This window comes from Mesorhizobium sp. ArgA1, from assembly GCF_053714375.1.
On the sequence record NZ_JBSKBQ010000007.1, the window covers coordinates 65,696 to 81,321 of the forward strand.

14 protein-coding genes are annotated in these 15,626 nt (G+C 63.9%); 6 read left to right on the forward strand and 8 right to left on the reverse strand.

Annotated elements, in window-relative coordinates:
• Positions 1–58: 58 nt before the first annotated feature.
• The 3 genes from opp4C to ACWGTI_RS17320 form a co-directional block, all read right to left on the reverse strand.
• A complete protein-coding gene (gene opp4C / locus ACWGTI_RS17310; RefSeq protein WP_454588235.1) occupies positions 59–961 on the reverse strand; it encodes an oligopeptide ABC transporter permease in 903 nt (300 codons plus the stop codon).
• Complete coding sequence (locus ACWGTI_RS17315; protein ID WP_454588236.1) at positions 954–1,910, reverse strand: ABC transporter permease; 957 nt, start codon at positions 1,908–1,910, stop codon at positions 954–956. The genes opp4C and ACWGTI_RS17315 overlap by 8 nt, the downstream gene beginning before the upstream one ends.
• 89 nt (positions 1,911–1,999) lie before the next feature.
• A complete protein-coding gene (locus ACWGTI_RS17320) occupies positions 2,000–3,601 on the reverse strand; it encodes an ABC transporter substrate-binding protein (protein WP_454588237.1) in 1,602 nt (533 codons plus the stop codon).
• A 222-nt stretch (positions 3,602–3,823) separates the two neighbouring features.
• Here ACWGTI_RS17320 and nanR point away from each other — a divergent pair, with 222 nt between their 5' ends.
• Complete coding sequence (gene nanR / locus ACWGTI_RS17325) at positions 3,824–4,525, forward strand: transcriptional regulator NanR (protein WP_454588238.1); 702 nt, start codon at positions 3,824–3,826, stop codon at positions 4,523–4,525.
• Positions 4,526–4,862: 337 nt separating this feature from the next.
• Here nanR and ACWGTI_RS17330 read toward each other — a convergent pair whose 3' ends face one another.
• Both ACWGTI_RS17330 and ACWGTI_RS17335 read right to left on the reverse strand, forming a co-directional pair.
• A complete protein-coding gene (locus tag ACWGTI_RS17330) occupies positions 4,863–5,795 on the reverse strand; it encodes a dimethylarginine dimethylaminohydrolase family protein (protein ID WP_454588239.1) in 933 nt (310 codons plus the stop codon).
• Between the two features lie 21 nt (positions 5,796–5,816).
• Positions 5,817–7,415, reverse strand: coding sequence for an amidohydrolase (locus ACWGTI_RS17335; RefSeq protein ID WP_454588240.1), 1,599 nt, complete (start codon positions 7,413–7,415; stop codon positions 5,817–5,819).
• A gap of 83 nt (positions 7,416–7,498) precedes the next feature.
• Here ACWGTI_RS17335 and ACWGTI_RS17340 point away from each other — a divergent pair, with 83 nt between their 5' ends.
• The 5 genes from ACWGTI_RS17340 to ACWGTI_RS17360 all read left to right on the forward strand — a co-directional run bounded on the left by ACWGTI_RS17340 (position 7,499) and on the right by ACWGTI_RS17360 (position 12,456).
• On the forward strand, positions 7,499–8,395 hold the full coding sequence (locus ACWGTI_RS17340) for a LysR substrate-binding domain-containing protein (RefSeq protein WP_454588241.1): 897 nt from the start codon (positions 7,499–7,501) through the stop codon (positions 8,393–8,395).
• Positions 8,396–8,499: 104 nt separating this feature from the next.
• A complete protein-coding gene (locus ACWGTI_RS17345; protein WP_454588242.1) occupies positions 8,500–9,591 on the forward strand; it encodes an ABC transporter ATP-binding protein in 1,092 nt (363 codons plus the stop codon).
• 85 nt (positions 9,592–9,676) lie between these two features.
• Entirely contained in the window at positions 9,677–10,792 is a 1,116-nt protein-coding gene (locus ACWGTI_RS17350; RefSeq protein WP_454588243.1) for an ABC transporter substrate-binding protein, read from the forward strand.
• A 24-nt stretch (positions 10,793–10,816) separates the two neighbouring features.
• Entirely contained in the window at positions 10,817–11,650 is an 834-nt protein-coding gene (locus ACWGTI_RS17355) for an ABC transporter permease (protein ID WP_454588244.1), read from the forward strand.
• A complete protein-coding gene (locus ACWGTI_RS17360; RefSeq protein WP_454588245.1) occupies positions 11,650–12,456 on the forward strand; it encodes an ABC transporter permease in 807 nt (268 codons plus the stop codon). The genes ACWGTI_RS17355 and ACWGTI_RS17360 overlap by 1 nt, the downstream gene beginning before the upstream one ends.
• Positions 12,457–12,464: 8 nt before the next feature.
• Here the strand turns inward: ACWGTI_RS17360 and ACWGTI_RS17365 are convergent, their stop codons facing one another.
• From ACWGTI_RS17365 to ACWGTI_RS17375, 3 genes are all read right to left on the reverse strand, one after another.
• The gene (locus tag ACWGTI_RS17365) at positions 12,465–13,355 is read right to left on the reverse strand and encodes an alpha/beta fold hydrolase (protein WP_454588246.1); all 891 of its coding nucleotides are present in this window, start codon (positions 13,353–13,355) and stop codon (positions 12,465–12,467) included.
• Complete coding sequence (locus ACWGTI_RS17370) at positions 13,355–13,708, reverse strand: antibiotic biosynthesis monooxygenase family protein (protein ID WP_454588247.1); 354 nt, start codon at positions 13,706–13,708, stop codon at positions 13,355–13,357. Before ACWGTI_RS17370 ends, ACWGTI_RS17365 begins: the two co-directional genes overlap by 1 nt.
• Before the next feature lie 328 nt (positions 13,709–14,036).
• The gene (locus tag ACWGTI_RS17375; RefSeq protein WP_454588248.1) at positions 14,037–15,476 is read right to left on the reverse strand and encodes an FAD-binding oxidoreductase; all 1,440 of its coding nucleotides are present in this window, start codon (positions 15,474–15,476) and stop codon (positions 14,037–14,039) included.
• Between the last annotated feature and the right edge of the window lie 150 nt (positions 15,477–15,626).

The window sequence follows — 15,626 nt, forward strand, 5'->3', positions numbered from 1 at the left end:
GGCGGTTCACCAGGCTGACGATGGGCCAGTTGGCCACTGGACAATGAATCCGGCCGCATCATTTGCGGCCCATGATGTGCTGGGGGTCGAGCGCATCGCGCAGGCCGTCACCGACGAAGTTGATGCTGAGCACGGCCATGGCGATCATGGCGCCTGGCGGGATCCACATCCAGGGCTGGCTCTCCAGGATCGATAGCGTGCGCGCATCGCGCAGCATGTTGCCCCAGCTGGCCGCCGGCGCCTGCGCGCCGAGGCCAAGGAAGGAGAGCGAGGCCTCGAGCAGGATGACGGTCGCCACATCGAGCGTGATCGCTACCAGGATCGGGCTCAGCACATTGGGCAATATGTGTTCGAGGATGATGGCCGATGGCGAAGTGCCGAGCGAGCGCGCGGCCAGGATGAATTCCTGGTTGCGCAGCGCCAGAATCTCGCCACGCGTCAGCCGGGCGATGGACGGCCAGCTGAGAAGCCCGATCACCACCATGGTGTTGAAAATGCTGGGGCCGACGACGGCGACGAAAGCGATGATGATGACCAGGCGCGGAAAGGTCAGTACCATGTCGATGAGGCCCATCAGCACGAGGTCGACCTTGCCGCCGAAATAGCCGGCGACGCAGCCGATGAAGATGCCGATCGCCGCCGAGATCGCCACGGCGACGAAGCCGACCGTCAGCGAGATGCGGCCGCCATAGAGGATGCGGGCGAAGATATCCCTACCGGTGCCGTCGGTGCCCAGCCAATGCATGCCGCCGGGCGGTTGGTTGCGGCCCCTGAGGTCGATGTCGTTCGGCCCGTAATGCGCAATCAACGGCGCCAGCGCACAGGCAAGCACGATGATGGCGAGCATGATCAGGCCAAGCGTCGCCAGCCGGTGTTGCAGGAAGCGGCGCGCCGCCTCGCCCCACAGGCCGCGCGAGGCGCCGGCAGTAATCGTCATGTCGGCGGCGGTGGCGTCAGTCATAGCTCACCCTGGGGTCGAGCACGCTGTAGGCAAGGTCTGTGGCGAGGTTGGCCAGCATGACGATGATAGCGGTGATCAGCACGTAGCCCATGATGACGGGGCTATCCCGGTTCACCACGGAATCGATGAACATCAAGCCGATGCCCGGCCACTGGAAAATGGTCTCGATCACCACCGAACCGCCGAACAAGGTCGGCAGTGCGAGACCGAAGACGGTGACCAGCGGGATCAGTGCGTTGCGCAGGCCATGGCGCAGCGTGATCGTGCTCGGGCGCAAGCCCTTGGCCTTGGCTGTGCGCATATAGCTCTGGTTCAGCACTTCGAGCATGCCGGCGCGGGCATAGCGCATGAAGATGGCGGCACGGAACAAGGCAAGGGCTGCCGCCGGCAGGATCAGGTGCTTGAGATTGTCGAGCAGCGAGAAGCTGTCGCCGGCGGTCGAGATACCCGACGACGGCAGCCAGCGCAGCTCCAGCGCAAAGACATAGACCAGCAGCAGGCCCATGAAGAAATCCGGGATCGAGACGCCGACGAAACCACCGAGCGTCAGCGAATAGTCGGTGAACTTGTATTGCCGCAGCGCTGAGATCACACCCAGCGTGGTGCCGATGAGGAAGGCCACGAGAAGTGCCACGCCCATCAGTTCCAGCGTCATCGGCAGCCGCTCGCCGATGATGTCGCCGACGCTGCGGCCGTTGACGAAGGAGCGGCCGAGATTGCCGTGCAGGATCTGGCCGATCCAGTTGAGGTACTGGATGTAGACCGGCTGGTCGAGGCCGAGTTCGCCGCGCCGCATGGCGATCAGTTGCTCGCTCGACGGCGCTTCCGCCGTGATCATCGCCAGCACAGCGTCGCCCGGCATGGCGTGCGCGATGGCAAAGACGATCACGGTGACGCCGAACAGCACTGGAATGCTGAACAGCAGTTTTCGCAGGAGATAGCTGAGCACCGGCCTCTCCTATGGCTGAAGGCGGCTCTGAGACATCGGATCGTGAGGCTCCGGCGGAGCTCCACGATCGGCAAGGGTTTGCGCGGCGGCTATTTCGCCACTTCCCACTTCTCGATTTCGTTGTAGACCGGGTGATTGAAGATCACGAGCGGCTGTTGCTTGAAGTGCTGGGCCAAGCCAACGATGCGGTTGTTGAAGGCGAGCGGCCGCACTTCGTTCCACAGCCAGGCCTTGGGCAGCTCCTGGTTGAGGATGCGCGAGGCCTCCTGGTAGCTCACGGCGCGCACCGCGCGGTCGTTCGATTCCAGCCCCTTGTTGAAGAGTTCGTCGACCTTCGGGTTGCAGTAGCCAAAGCCGAGCGGCTTGGCGCCGCAGACCACCAGCGGCGAGCCGAGCGAGGGATCGAGCCCCATGCCGTTGGCGAAGAAACCCATCTGGAAGCTGCCATCGGCATAGACCTGGTTGATCGCCGCCGGATCGAGCAGGCGCGGCTGGATGTTGACACCGACGGCGGCCAGGTAGCTCTGGATGGCCGTTACGGTGTCGACGTTCATCTGGTCGGAATAATAGTAGATGAAATCGACCGGCTGGCTGGCGTCCCAGCCGGCGTCGGTCAGCAGCTGCTTGGCCTTGTCGGGATTGAAATCGTAAGGCTCGAGGTCCTTGGCGCGCGCCCAGTCCTGCGGGAACAGTGTGTTCAAGAGTTCGCCGGCGCCCTGCTTGATCGTCTCGATGATGGCCTTGCGGTCGATGGCGTAGAGCATCGCCTGGCGCACCCGCACGTCGGCGAAGCGCTTGTTCTCCAGGTTGAACTGCAAATAGGTCGGCAGGCCGGCGGAGAATTTCGGCAGCACCGTCAGATAGTCGAGCTTCTGCAGACGCGGCAGTTCGGAGATCGGCACGCCGCCGCCCTCATAGGACATGGCGTCGACCTCCTGCGTCTCGAGCGCCGCGATGATCGGCGGCACATCCTTGTATATCTGGTAGATGATGCGGTCGAGCTTCGGCGCGCCGAGGAAATAGTCGGGGTTGCGGTCGACCTCGACATACTGGTCGCTCTCGTATTTCTTCCAGATGAACGGACCGGTGCCGACCCGGTTGACCCAGAAGGCGTTGCCCTTGATGTCGCCGGGTGCAACCTTGCCGAGGATGTGTTCGGGAAAGATGCTGATGGCGATAAGCTGCAGCTCGACCCAGAGCGGCTTGGCGCTGTCGAGCTCGATCTGGACGGTCATGTCATCGAGCGCTTTCACTCCGGCAAGCGAGGAGGCCGAGCCATCCTGGAAAGCCTTGTAGCCGGCGACCGCGCCAAGCTTCTGCGCCCAGGGCGAGCCGACCTTGGGGTTGGCGTAGAGGTTGAGGCTGAACACCACATCCTTGGCGGTGAAGGGCATGCCGTCATGCCATTTGACGTCATGGCGCAGGTTGAAGATGTAGGTCTTGCCTCCGTCGGGCGTCTTCCAGCTGTCGGCCAGCATCGGCTGCACGCCGTCGCCCGTCCATTTGATGTGGACAAGGCCCTGCAGAACCGTCTCGTCGAGCCTGTGGCCGCAAGTCGTGTGCAGCGTGCCCATCTCGATGCAGCCGGTGCGCATCGCCGAGCGGAACGTACCGCCATCCGCGGCCTTGGCGAGGCCGGCGGCAAACATCATGGCCAGAGCCGGCACAAGGCTCATCAGCAATCGTCTCATGGAATTCTCCTCCCTTGCGTTCTTCCTGCCGGCCTTTTGTCGGTCTTGGCCGAATATCGGGGCGCCCTCCTCCGGGCGGTACAGGGTCCAGACCCATCTGCGCGTTGCGATTGCCTCCAACCCTTGAGATCGGGCCTTGCGGGTCCGGCCACGTCAACCTAACGACCAAGTCATCGCTTGCGGCGACTGGTCTAATAGCTTAAAAGGTACACCATGCACAATATGCCGGTTCGAAAAAAATTGTCGGATGAAGTTCGTCTCCGCCTGGAGGCGATGATCCGCGACGAGGTCTATCCGGTCGGCGCCTCGCTGCCGTCAGAGCGCGACCTGATGTCGATGTTCGACGTCGGCCGCCCCTCGGTGCGCGAGGCACTGTTTGCGCTGGAGAAGATGGGGCTGGTGCGCATCAACAGTGGCGAGCGGCCGAAGGTGACGCGGCCGACGCCGAAGAACATGCTGGAACAGTTGACGGGTACGGCGCATCTGCTGATGGATCAGCCCGACGGCATCGGCCATTTCGAGCAATTGCGGCTGTTTCTCGAAGTCTCGATCGCCCGCCATGCCGCCGAGGTGGCGACACGCGAACAGATCGACGCGCTGGCCGCAGCCCTGGCCGAAAACGAACGCGCCATTGCGCGGGCGCGGGCCTTCGCCACCACCGACGTCGCCTTTCATCGCGTGCTGACCGTCATCCCCGGCAATCCGATCTTCCTCGCCGCGCATGAGGCGCTGGTCGAATGGCTGATCAACCAGCGCATCCACGTGGCCAATACGGAGATCGAAAACCGCAGGAGTTTCGCCGGCCACCAGGCGGTGTTCGAGGCGATAGAGCGCCACGAGCCCGAAGCGGCCGGCCAGGCGATGCGGGCGCATCTGGAAAACGCCCGGCGCAAATTCAATTCAGGTTCGGACAGACTGGACTAGCCGGCTGACGCCGCGGGTGGCTTTGCGCGACAGCGCTCTGGCGCAAAGCAAAAAGCCCGCCGTTCCAAGCCGGCGGGCTACTGTCAAATAATCGGTCCGGCTGTCACTAAAGCCAAGACAACCGAATTTCAGCCTTCAACGGCCGGCGGCTCAGGGGGCCGGCTTCGATGAGATCGAGGCGACCAGCGATCCGAGCTTTCCCGCCTTGGCCAGGCTCGGCTTTTCGTAGGCTTTTTTCATAGATTCCCTCCTCGAAATGTCGGTGCATGTTTCCATTGCCGGGCCTGCTTTGTCAAATATGCGGGGAAATAGCACTAACCGGTCAAGATTCCCGCCCTTACGCCGGCTCGCGCTTCAGCGCCTGCGCCATGCAATGGATGCCGCCGCCGGTTTTGGAGATCTCGCTCATGTCGATCGCCGCGACCTCGAAGCCCCGCGCCTTGAGCTGGCCGATCAGCGACTGGCTCGAGGTCGGCGCAATCACCCTGTCCTTGCCGAGCGACATGAAGTTGCAGCCGAGCGCCATCGTGTCCTGGAACGGCACGTCGATGATCTCATGGCCCTTGCCCTTCAGCCAGTCGACGATGCCGGGCTCGGTGCAGGCGAGGCAGACCGCGGTCAGCTTTTCAGCGATCGGCACCACCATCAGGTCGATATGGACGTAGTATTCGTCGATGAAGGCTAGCCGGGTTTCCCAGCCTTCCTTATCGAACCAGGCCTGCACCTGGCGGGCGCCCTCTTCCTGGGTGCGGGCGCCGCCGCAGCCGATCAGCACCACGCCCTCCTCGATGACATTGAAGTCGCCACCCTCGAAGGTACCGGCGGTGACCATGTCGTAGATCGGGATACCGAGTTTTTCGTAGGTGCGGATGGCGGCATAGTTCTCGCCGCGACGCCACCAATTGGCCATGGCGGTGATGAAGGCGCCATAGGGCGTCATGACGCTGGAGTCGCGCGAATAGACCTGCATCGGCAGTTCCGGGGTCGGCTCATGCCAGTGGATGTTGACGCCGAAATGCTCGTAGGCCGCGACCAGATCCTTGTGCTGCGCCTGCGCGATCTGGACGTTGCACGGCGCCTCGCGCAGGTGCTTGCGCGACAGCGAGCTGGTTGACAGATGCCGCAGGAAATTGGGCGAGCCGAGCAGCACGTCGGTCAGCACGTCGGTCTCGTTGGCGAACCCCCAGGCAGTCAGCGGCTTGGTGCCGCCATTGGGATTGCGGCGTTGCAAGGAAAACGGTTCGGCGACGATACGGTCATGGACGGTCATGGGGTTCTCCTCGTGGTGATATCAGTGGTGATCGGTGCCGGCGGAAGGGATCCACCAGTCGCGCCCGCGCGCGGTGGTGACATATTCCGGCCAGCGGAAACTGATCGGCGGGTCATAGTCGCAAAGCGGCGCGATCCAGTTCGAGCCGCCGATGCCGCCACCGGTTCGGGTGGTGAATTCGTCCATCGCCGCATCGCGCGCAGTCTTGTCCTCGAGCAGGCGAAGGGCGGCAAGCGCCACCGTCTTGGCGGCACAAATGACCATCGGATCGATGGTGGCGGCGATGCCGCCCAGCGCATTCATCGCCCAGGACGGATAGGCGTGGCCGTTTGAGGAGCGCAACGCCGGGCGGGCGACATAGAAGCGTGCGGTCGGCGCGTGCCAGCTCATATCGGTGTAGTCGTCGGAGGTCGAGTTGATCTGCGACGGTGGCAAATCGCGGCGCAGGATCGCCTCGGCCTCTCGCGGCGCAATCAATCGCTCCATTTCGTCGATGAACGGGTTTTCGGTCGCGGTGCCGCCGGCATTGACCTGCACCTCGCGGGCGATCGTCTTCGCCGCCTCATCCCAGTGCGGCGGGCCGACCGTGGACAGCGCTTCATAGGCAATCCCTGCCATGGCGTGGTTGGCGAGGCCGGGACGTGACTTCGACACCCAGTGCCGCTCGTAGCGGCAGCCGCTGATGGCGGCGGCCGCCGCCGCATTGCGGTCGAGCACTGATGTGACCTGCTCGGCCATGGCAAGGGTCGGCACCCGGATCATGTACTGGATCTCGGCCAGCCCTGCCGGCAGATTGTCGGCGGTCGCCTGCCCTGCAGTCAGGATCGCCTCGCTGATCGACCAGCCGCCCTGGTGCGGCAGCATGGAATCGCGCAGCGCCTTGGAGGCCATGTACATCGTCATCAGCGCATCGTTGGCGCCGGGCGCCCTGACAGCCGAATGCGCCTGCGGGATCGGCGCGCCGTCGCCGGCCCGCACCCAGCTTTCAGGTTCGTCGCAGATAAAGCGATAGATCATCGCATAGGCCGCGCCGCAGTGTGTGTCCCAGCGCGCCGTGTTGCAGAGCGGCAGCATGTAGAAGGGGTGGAAGGAGATCATGCCGGCAAGGCTGTCATAGTAGCCTTTGGCCGCATGGATCGGCTTCGAGCCCCTGACCTTCTCGGCCGGCTCGCCGGTGAAGCGCAACGTGCCCTCGATGCCGTGGCGCTGCATTGCCGCTTTGGCGGCCAGAAGGCCGCCGAGGCTGGCGATGCCAAGCCCGGAATGCGGATCGGTATGGCCGCCGGCCTCGCTGCCGAGGCCCGGGCGCGGCCGCTTCACCGTTGCCGCATCCTGGCAATTGCCGGGCACGGCGTCATATTCGGCGTACATGCCGATGGTCGGACCGGGACCGTTCGTCCAATGGGCGCAGAAGGCGGTCGGCATGCCGGCCGAGCCTTCCTCGACGGAGAACCCCTCATGCTTCAGCCGCGCGATATACCAGGCGGCCGACTGGTATTCGCGCCAGGCGGTCTCGCCGAAATCGAAAATGGTGCGCGTCCACGCCGACAGCGACGGCTGGATGCCATCGACACAGGCAAGCGCGGTGGCTTGCGCCGAGGTCGTCACCGGTTTCTCCATGCCATTCAAGAAAGCAGTGAAGCGGCTTTGCAAAAAGTGATATGTTTTCCCGGCTCGTGCAAATTCGGTTCACCTGAGGCCTCTTGCGAATACCTTCCACACAGGCACTGCGCGCCCTCGACAGTTTTGCCCGCCACGGCAGCGTCTGGCGCGCCGCCGATGAACTGCACCTTACCCGCAGTGCCGTCAGCCATCAGCTGCGGCTGCTCGAACGCGACCTCGGCTTCGACCTGCTCGAGCGCATCGGCAAGGGCGTGGCGCTCACCCCGCGCGGCCAGCGTTATGCCGCCGATGTGCGCAAAGCGTTGACCGTGCTTGGCGACGCGGTGACACGCCAGGCTGGCACCGGCGTGGGCGGCTCGTTCGCCGTCTCCTGCACGCCGGGCTTCGCCTCGCTGTTTTTATGTACCCATATCGGCGAGTTCCGGCAGATGTATCCGGATGTGGCGCTGTCGATCCTGACGCCACGGCGGCTCGACGATGTCAGCAATCCGGACGCTGATGCCTTCATTGCCTTCGGCGTCGGCAACTGGCCGAACCGGGCAGTCGAGTTGCTGTGCGAAATTTCGTTCACGCCACTCTGCAGCCCGACCTTGCTCAACAAGGTCGGCGGCTTTTCAAAACCGGCCGACGTGCTGCGCGCCAACCTCCTGCACCTCGGCGACACCGAGGACTGGGCGCGCTGGCTGGCGCTGTCCAAGGTGGAAAACCCCGACACCGAAGGCGGCATCTTCTTCTCGGACATGAACCTCGTCTTCTCGGCCGCAATCGCCGGCCAGGGCATCGCCATGGGCGACGAGCTGACCAGCCGCCGGGCACTGAGCGAAGGCCGACTGGTGCGTCCCTTCGACATCGCGATCCCCTCGCCGCGCTCGTATTTCCTGGTGTCCGAGCACGCCAAGGCAAGCCATCCGGTGCTGGAGGCCTTTGCGGGGTGGCTGCGGTCGAAGCTATCGGAGAACCGGATCAGCCCGTACTAGCCTTCCACCCGTGAATCAAATTTGCCGATCAGGCGAAAACTATTCGGTTGCGGTGAGCCGCCGCCCTGCCCTACGCTCAAGCCACGACCAAGGAAAGAGGCAGGATGCAGCAACCCGGCCGGGCCGCAGAGATCAAGGCAATCGGGATCGGCAAGAGCTTCGGCTCGTTCCGTGCGCTGGACAATCTGTCGCTCAACATCGGCCGCGGCGAGTTCCTGACCCTGCTCGGTCCCTCCGGCTCGGGCAAGACCACTTTCCTGATGATCCTGGCCGGCTTCGTGCAGCCGACCGAGGGCAAGCTTTTCAGCGACGGCGTCGACATCACCGAGCGGCCGGCCGAGCAGCGCGCCGCCGGCATGGTATTCCAGGGCTATGCGCTGTTCCCACATATGTCGGTAGAGGCCAACATCGCCTTCCCCCTCAAGGTGCGCAAGAAATCCGCAACCGAGATCAAGCGCCGCGTCGCCGAGATGATCGAGCGCGTCGGCCTGAAGGGCCACGAGACAAAGCTGCCTGCGCAGCTTTCTGGCGGCCAGCAGCAGCGTGTGGCGTTGGCTCGAGCTTTGGTGTTCGAGCCAGGCGTGCTGCTTCTCGACGAGCCGTTCTCGGCGCTGGACAAGAGCTTGCGTGGCCAGATGCAGGCCGAGATGAAACGGCTGCACCAGGAGACCGGCACCACCTTCGTCTTCGTCACCCACGACCAGAGCGAGGCGCTGGCGTTGTCGTCGCGCGTCGCCATCTTCAACCACGGCAAATTGCTGCAGGTCGGCGCGCCCGACGAGGTCTACGACCGGCCGGCCAATCGCTTCGTCGCCGAGTTTTTGGGCGAGATCAACATGCTGCCGCTGAAGGGCGTGAAACGCGCCGACAATGGCGCCACGGCTCTATGCGAGGACCGCGCGATCACGCTGCGCGGCAATGCCGAAGCGGTGAACGGCAACGCCATATTGGCGATCCGGCCCGAGCATATGTCGATCGCGCGCGAAGCAGCCGCCGACGAGAACGGCATTGCCGCAACCGCCGTCGGCTCGACCTATCTCGGCGCCGCAACCAAGCTCGATCTGACGACGCGGCAAGGCGCCAAGGTAACCGTGTCTGTGCCGAACGAAGTCGCGGCCGCGGCGCTGAGCAAAGGCAATTCCGTCTGGCTGACCTGGCCGGCGGAAAAAGGTTTCCTCCTTCCGGACGGAGGATGAGGACCAAACCGGCGAAGTCTTCCAGCAGAGAATCTGGAGCGCGCCACAACCACCGAAACTATCAACAACAAAAAGGGGAACTGACATGACAAACGAAACCAAAAAACAAGCCATGGACGGCCTGACCGCCAGGGCAGCGCGCGGCGAGATTTCGCGCCGGCAATTCACGCAGCTTGCCGCCTTTGTGCTGGCCGGCACGCCGATGCTGCTGCGCTCGAGCGGCGCCTTCGCGCAGGCCAAGGAACTGGTGCTGGTCAATTGGGGCGGCGACGCGCTGACCGCTTACGACGCAGCCTATGGCCAGGCCTTCACCAAGGAGACCGGCATCACCGTCAAGATGGACGGCTCAGGCCCGACCGAAGGCGCGATTGCCGCGCAGTTCAAGAGCGGCGCGCCGACCTGGGATCTCGTCGACGTCGACCCGTTCTCGGCCATCACGCTCGGCGCCCAGGGCGCGCTCGAGCCGATCGACTACGCCATCGTCGACAAGAAGAAGATGCGCGAAGGCTTCGGCTGGGAATACGCCGCCTCGACCTATTTCTTCTCCTATGTCATCGCCTATGACTCGGAGAAATACGGCAAGGACGCGCCGACCGGCATGGCCGATTTCTTCGACGTGAAGAAATTCCCGGGCAAGCGCTCGCTCTACAAATGGGGCGTGTCGAGCTGGGAAGCCGCGTTGCTCGCCGACGGCATCGCGCCGGCCTCGCTCTACCCGCTCGATTTGAAGCGCGCGCATGACAAGATCGCCGCCTTCAAGGAAAACGTCGTGGCCTATTGGGGCGGCGGCGCCGAGAGCCAGAGCGTGCTGCTCAATGGCGAGGCCTCGATGGCGATCGTCTGGTCGACCCGCGCCTCGCTGATCGAGCAGGACTCGGGCGGCAAGATCAAGTTCATCTGGGACCAGGGCCTGATCTCGCCCGGCGCGCTCGCCGTGCTGAAGGGCAATCCGGGCGGCAAGGAAGCGGCGATGAAGTTCATCGCCAGCACCCAGGATCCGCAAAAGGAGCTGGTCATGTTCGACAAGCTCGGACAGGGTCCGGCCAATCCGGCCGCCGACGCGCTGATCCCCGCCGACAAGAAGCGCATCAACCCGGTCGATCCCGAAAACATGAAGAAGCAGATCGCGCTCGACATGGATTGGTACGCCAAGAATTACGGGGCAGCGCTCGACGAATATACCAAGATCATCTCGGCCTGATCAGGCCGGGACGATCGGACCCAGATGAGAGGCATCCTCTCCGACAGGATGGGCGCGGCGCTGTTGATGGCGCCGCTGCTCCTGTTCCTTGTGCTCGCCTATGCATGGCCGTTCCTCGGCGTCGTCAAATGGAGCGTCACGCTGCCGACGCCGGGGGTCGGCCAGTATGGCGCGCTGGCCACCGACGCGCTGGTGCAGTCGGTGTTCATCCGCACGCTGCGCATCGCGCTGATCGTTACTGTGGTTTCGGTGGCGGCGGCGTATGCGATCACCATGGTATGGGTGCGCGGCAGCCCGGCACAGCGCGTGATCGCTGAATTCTGCATTCTCGTCCCCTTCTGGATCTCGGTGCTGACGCGCGCCTTCGGCTGGGTAGCGCTGCTCTCCAATCGCGGGCTGATCAACACCTGGCTGCAATCGATCGGCTTCATCTCCGAGCCGCTGGCACTGGTGCGCAACGAATTCGGCGTCATCGTCGGCATGACGCATTTTCTGATCCCCTTCGCGGTGTTTCCGCTGGCGTCGGCGATGCGAAGCCTCGACGAACGCGTGCTGCTGGCGGCGCGCGGGCTCGGCTCCAGCCGCATGCGCACCTTCTGGACAGTGTTCGTGCCGATGACGCGCTCCGGTATCATCGGCTCGGCGATGATCGTCTTCGTCTTTTCGCTCGGCTTCTTCGTCACGCCCGCCATCCTCGGCGGCGGCCGCAGCGTGATGATCGCCGAATTGATCTATCTCAGGATCTTCCAGAGCCCGGACTGGGGACTGGGCGCGGCGATCAGCGTCGTGCTGGTGCTGTTCGCCGGCGCGCTGATGGCGCTGCTGTTCCGCTATGTCAGACCGAAGCAGTTGATCTGATGCCGACCTATCGCCCCGGTCCCGTCTCGCTCGCCCTCGCCGTGCTGGTGGCGCTGTTCCTGCTGCTGCCGCTGCTGGCGGTCATACCTGTGTCGCTGACGCCGAGCCGCATGCTGGCGATGCCGACGGGCGCACTGTCGCTGCGCCACTACCGCTCGCTGATCGAGGACCCGCGCTGGCTCGACGCCATCCTGCTCTCGATCCGCATCGGCATCGTCTCAAGCGTCATCTCCACCGTGCTGGCTCTCTGCTTCAGCCTTGGTGTGTGGATGTTCCAGCCGCGCTTTACCGCCGCCCTGGTCGGCTTCGTGCTGTTGCCGATGGTGGTCCCGCCGGTGGTCTCGGCGATCACGCTCTACTTCCTGCTGACCTCAATCTCGGGCATGAGTTCGTTCTTCGGCTACGACACCTGGCTCGGCGTCGCCATGGCGCATTCGGTGATGACCGTGCCTTTCGCCACGGTGCTGATCCTGGTCTCGCTCAGCCAGCTCGACCGCCGGATCGATCTGGCCGCGCGCGGCCTCGGCGCCAGCGTGTGGGAACGCGCGACCCGCATCATCATGCCCAACATCAAGTTCGGCATCGTCACCGCTGCGCTACTGTCCTTTGTGCTGTCGTGGGAAGAAATTGGCGTCACTTTGTTCATCACCTCCGTCAACGCCATCACGCTGCCGCGGCTGATGTGGATGGGTCTGCGCGACAATATCGACCCGGCGATCGCCGCCCTTTCGGTGATCCTGATCATCATCACCGTTCTGGTGCTGGCGGTGCGGAGCGTGGTGGTCAAGGTGCGCGGCGGGCAATAGGTGAGCCCTCACGCCGCGAAGAATTTTGACAGCGCCGCCGCCGTCTCTTCTGGATGTTCCTCCGGGAAGAAATGCCCGCCCTTGACCGGCCCGCCTTCGACGCTGTCGGCCCATTGCCGCCAGATCGCCAGCGGACCGCCTTCATCCGCATACCAGTTCTGCAACCCGCCCTCGCCGCTCCACAGCGCCAGCAGCGGGCATTTTATGCGACGGCCGTCGGCCTGATCCGCTACATCATGCACGCGGTCTATACCGGCTGCGGCGCGATATTCCTCACAGATGGCGTGGAGATGGGCGGGATCGCGCAATGCCTCGATATAGGCCTTTCGGACTTCAGCGGGGAAAGCATCCGGAGCCGAACCCCAGCCGGCGATCGCGTTATCGACGACGGCATCGGGTGCGGCGGCCAGCAGACGCTCCGGTAGCGGTTCGGGCTGGGCAAGCAGGCTCCACGGCCAGAAGGCGAGCGCCAGCCTGGCATCGGCGCGATCCCACGCGGCGGCCGTCGGGATGATGTCGAGCACGGCGAGTTTCGACACGGTCTCGGGATGGTCGAGCGCCAGCCGGTAAGCAACGCGGCCGCCGCGGTCATGGCCGGCAACCATGAAGCGATCGAAGCCGAGCGCACGCATGACCGCCACCATGTCACGCGCCATCGCCCGCTTGGAATAGGCGGCGTGATCGGCAACGGAGGCTGGACAGCCGCTTTGGCCGTAACCCCTGAGATCGGCCGCAACCACGCTGAAGTTCGGTGCCAGAGCCACAGCGATGTCGCGCCACATCACATGCGTTTCGGGAAAGCCGTGCAGAAGCAACAGCGGCGGACCGTCTCCACCGACCCTGACAAAGATCGATGTCTCCTCCACCTCTACGGTTCTGGGTTCAAAACCTGCGAACATCAGACGTCCTTCAATCCTGCCGCTGTCCGATCACGCCATGACTGGGAGCGGATGCGAACCATCTGGACGCCCTTCGGCAATTCGATCAGGAACTCCTTGTCGCGATCGAGATGGTGGATATCCTTCGGGTCGCCGCCGGTGAAGGCCGCCATTGCCTCGACGCTCTCCCAGTAGGAGATGGTGACGAATTCCGAATGCGTCGGCGTGTCCTCGCGAAAGGTCTGCACGCCAAGCGCTTTCTCGATCAGCGGCTTGATGCCGGCCTCGTAATTGTACCGCTCATAGGCATCAGCCTTATCGGGCAAGGTCCTGCCGCGCCAGAAGCGGGCGATGGTCGGAGTTTTCGATGCCATCTTCCATAAACACCTGAGCGCGAGCCACGTTCCGATCATCCTGGCTGACGGCAGCCGGATCCCGTCTCGAGCCTGCGAGCGGAAGGTCAGCCAAGTTGACCAGGTGTCGCGGTCGCCAGGAAGCCATCCAGCATGGGGAAGCAGTCCGCGCGAAGGATGGTCGCCGTATAATGCCAATCATAGGCGACAACCAGAAGCCACGGCCAGTGGGTGCGAATGGACTATCCGATGCCGGTCTCAACCCGCTCCGAACCGAAGGTCAATGCAGCAAAATCGATACCGATATTCGCTCGCACGGATCTCCGGTTCGGGATCACGCGCTGCCGCCTCAAGCGGCGCGCTGGCTTTCTTTCGGCCGTAGATTCTGGTTCATGCGGAACAGGTTCAGCGGGTCGTAGCGCTGCTTGATTTCCAGAAGCCGGCGATAGTTGCCGCCATAGGCCGCTTCGACCCGGTCGACCTCGTCCTCCGGCATGAAGTTCACGTAAGCCGTGCCGGCGGCATAGGGCTTGACTGCTTCATAGAGACCGCGAGCCCAATCGATGCAGGCCTTGTCCATTGCCGGTTCGCGCCAGCGGGCGTGGACGTTCATGACGAAATGCGAGCTGCGCTGCGGAAACGCAGTTGCATCTGCTTTGACGCGGCCTGCCGCACCACCGACATGGCCAAAGAAAATTTCGCATTCGGGGCCTGGAAGCCTCGTAATCGCCGAAGTGGTGACGCCAATCGCGCTGTCGGAAAGCTCGGTCAGGTCGTGGCTCTTCCAATAGTTGCGGGCGCCCGGCGCCAGCAGCGGGTCGAAGGCCTGCTGCCAGCCGGTGAACGGGTTGGGACCGACAACATCGGCAATCGGCGTGCCGATGGCGCGAAGCTTCTGCGTCGCCTTCTCGCCCGCCTGGATGTCGCCGCAATAGCACATGGCCAGCACCAGCACCTCCTTGCCATGCCACTCGGCCGGCAGGAAGGGCAGCGGCGGCGCCTGCCGCATGACCACCCAGCAGGTCAGTTCGTCGGGCGCGGTTTCGAGCGCCTTGCGATAGTCCTGCAGCACCTTTTCGGCGTCGGCGAAGGGATGGACGACGAGCCCCGACAGAACCTGCGGACCCATCTCGTAGAGTTGGAACTCGAACGCCGTGACGATGCCGAAATTACCGCCGCCGCCACGCAGCGCCCAGAACAGGTCCGGATTGTCCTTCTGGCTGGCGCGCAGCAACTTGCCATCGGCGGTGACCACATCGGCTGAAACAAGATTGTCGATGGTCAGGCCGAATTTGCGGGTGATCCAGCCGAAGCCGCCACCCAGCGTCAAGCCTGATATGCCGGTGGTCGAGTTGATACCCGTCGGCACCACCAGGCCAAAAGCCTGTGTTTCCCGGTCGACATCGACGAGCGTGGCGCCGGGCCCGACCCATGCCCGCCGCCCCACGACATCGACCCGCACCGACTTCATCGCCGACAGATCGATCATCAGGCCGCCATCGCAGACGGCACTGCCAGCAATGTTGTGGCCGCCGCCGCGCACGGAGACGAGAAGCCTGTTTTCCCGGGCGAAATTCACGGCACTGATGACGTCGGAGGCGCCGACGCAACACACTATGAGACCGGGGCGCCGGTCGACCGTGGCATTCCAGACGGTGCGTGCTTCGTCGTAGGCGGCGTCGCCTGCCTGAAGCAGTGTGCCGCGCAATTTTGCCGAAAGCGCTTCAAGGACCGCAGCGTCGACGGTCGTCTTGCCGCGTTCAAGCGTGGTGAGGCTCATGCTGTTCATGGTTTCCTCCCGAATTTTTGCTTGTGAGCCGTTCTCCCTCAACGCTTCGAACTGTGCTCCTATATTAGAAGCCGCGCAAGTTTGGCACGGATCGGCGCAGCGCCCGTGTTGGCGCCCAACGAGGTGCGGTCCGGCCGGCATGGACGACCC

Coding starts and splice junctions, on each gene's coding strand:
- opp4C (WP_454588235.1), bottom strand. CDS start 961: ATGACTGACGCCACCGCCGCCGACATGACGATTACTGCCGGCGCCTCG.
- ACWGTI_RS17320 (WP_454588237.1), bottom strand. CDS start 3,601: ATGAGACGATTGCTGATGAGCCTTGTGCCGGCTCTGGCCATGATGTTT.
- nanR (WP_454588238.1), top strand. CDS start 3,824: ATGCCGGTTCGAAAAAAATTGTCGGATGAAGTTCGTCTCCGCCTGGAG.
- ACWGTI_RS17330 (WP_454588239.1), bottom strand. CDS start 5,795: ATGACCGTCCATGACCGTATCGTCGCCGAACCGTTTTCCTTGCAACGC.
- ACWGTI_RS17335 (WP_454588240.1), bottom strand. CDS start 7,415: ATGGAGAAACCGGTGACGACCTCGGCGCAAGCCACCGCGCTTGCCTGT.
- ACWGTI_RS17345 (WP_454588242.1), top strand. CDS start 8,500: ATGCAGCAACCCGGCCGGGCCGCAGAGATCAAGGCAATCGGGATCGGC.
- ACWGTI_RS17350 (WP_454588243.1), top strand. CDS start 9,677: ATGACAAACGAAACCAAAAAACAAGCCATGGACGGCCTGACCGCCAGG.
- ACWGTI_RS17355 (WP_454588244.1), top strand. CDS start 10,817: ATGAGAGGCATCCTCTCCGACAGGATGGGCGCGGCGCTGTTGATGGCG.
- ACWGTI_RS17360 (WP_454588245.1), top strand. CDS start 11,650: ATGCCGACCTATCGCCCCGGTCCCGTCTCGCTCGCCCTCGCCGTGCTG.
- ACWGTI_RS17365 (WP_454588246.1), bottom strand. CDS start 13,355: ATGTTCGCAGGTTTTGAACCCAGAACCGTAGAGGTGGAGGAGACATCG.
- ACWGTI_RS17370 (WP_454588247.1), bottom strand. CDS start 13,708: ATGGCATCGAAAACTCCGACCATCGCCCGCTTCTGGCGCGGCAGGACC.
- ACWGTI_RS17375 (WP_454588248.1), bottom strand. CDS start 15,476: ATGAACAGCATGAGCCTCACCACGCTTGAACGCGGCAAGACGACCGTC.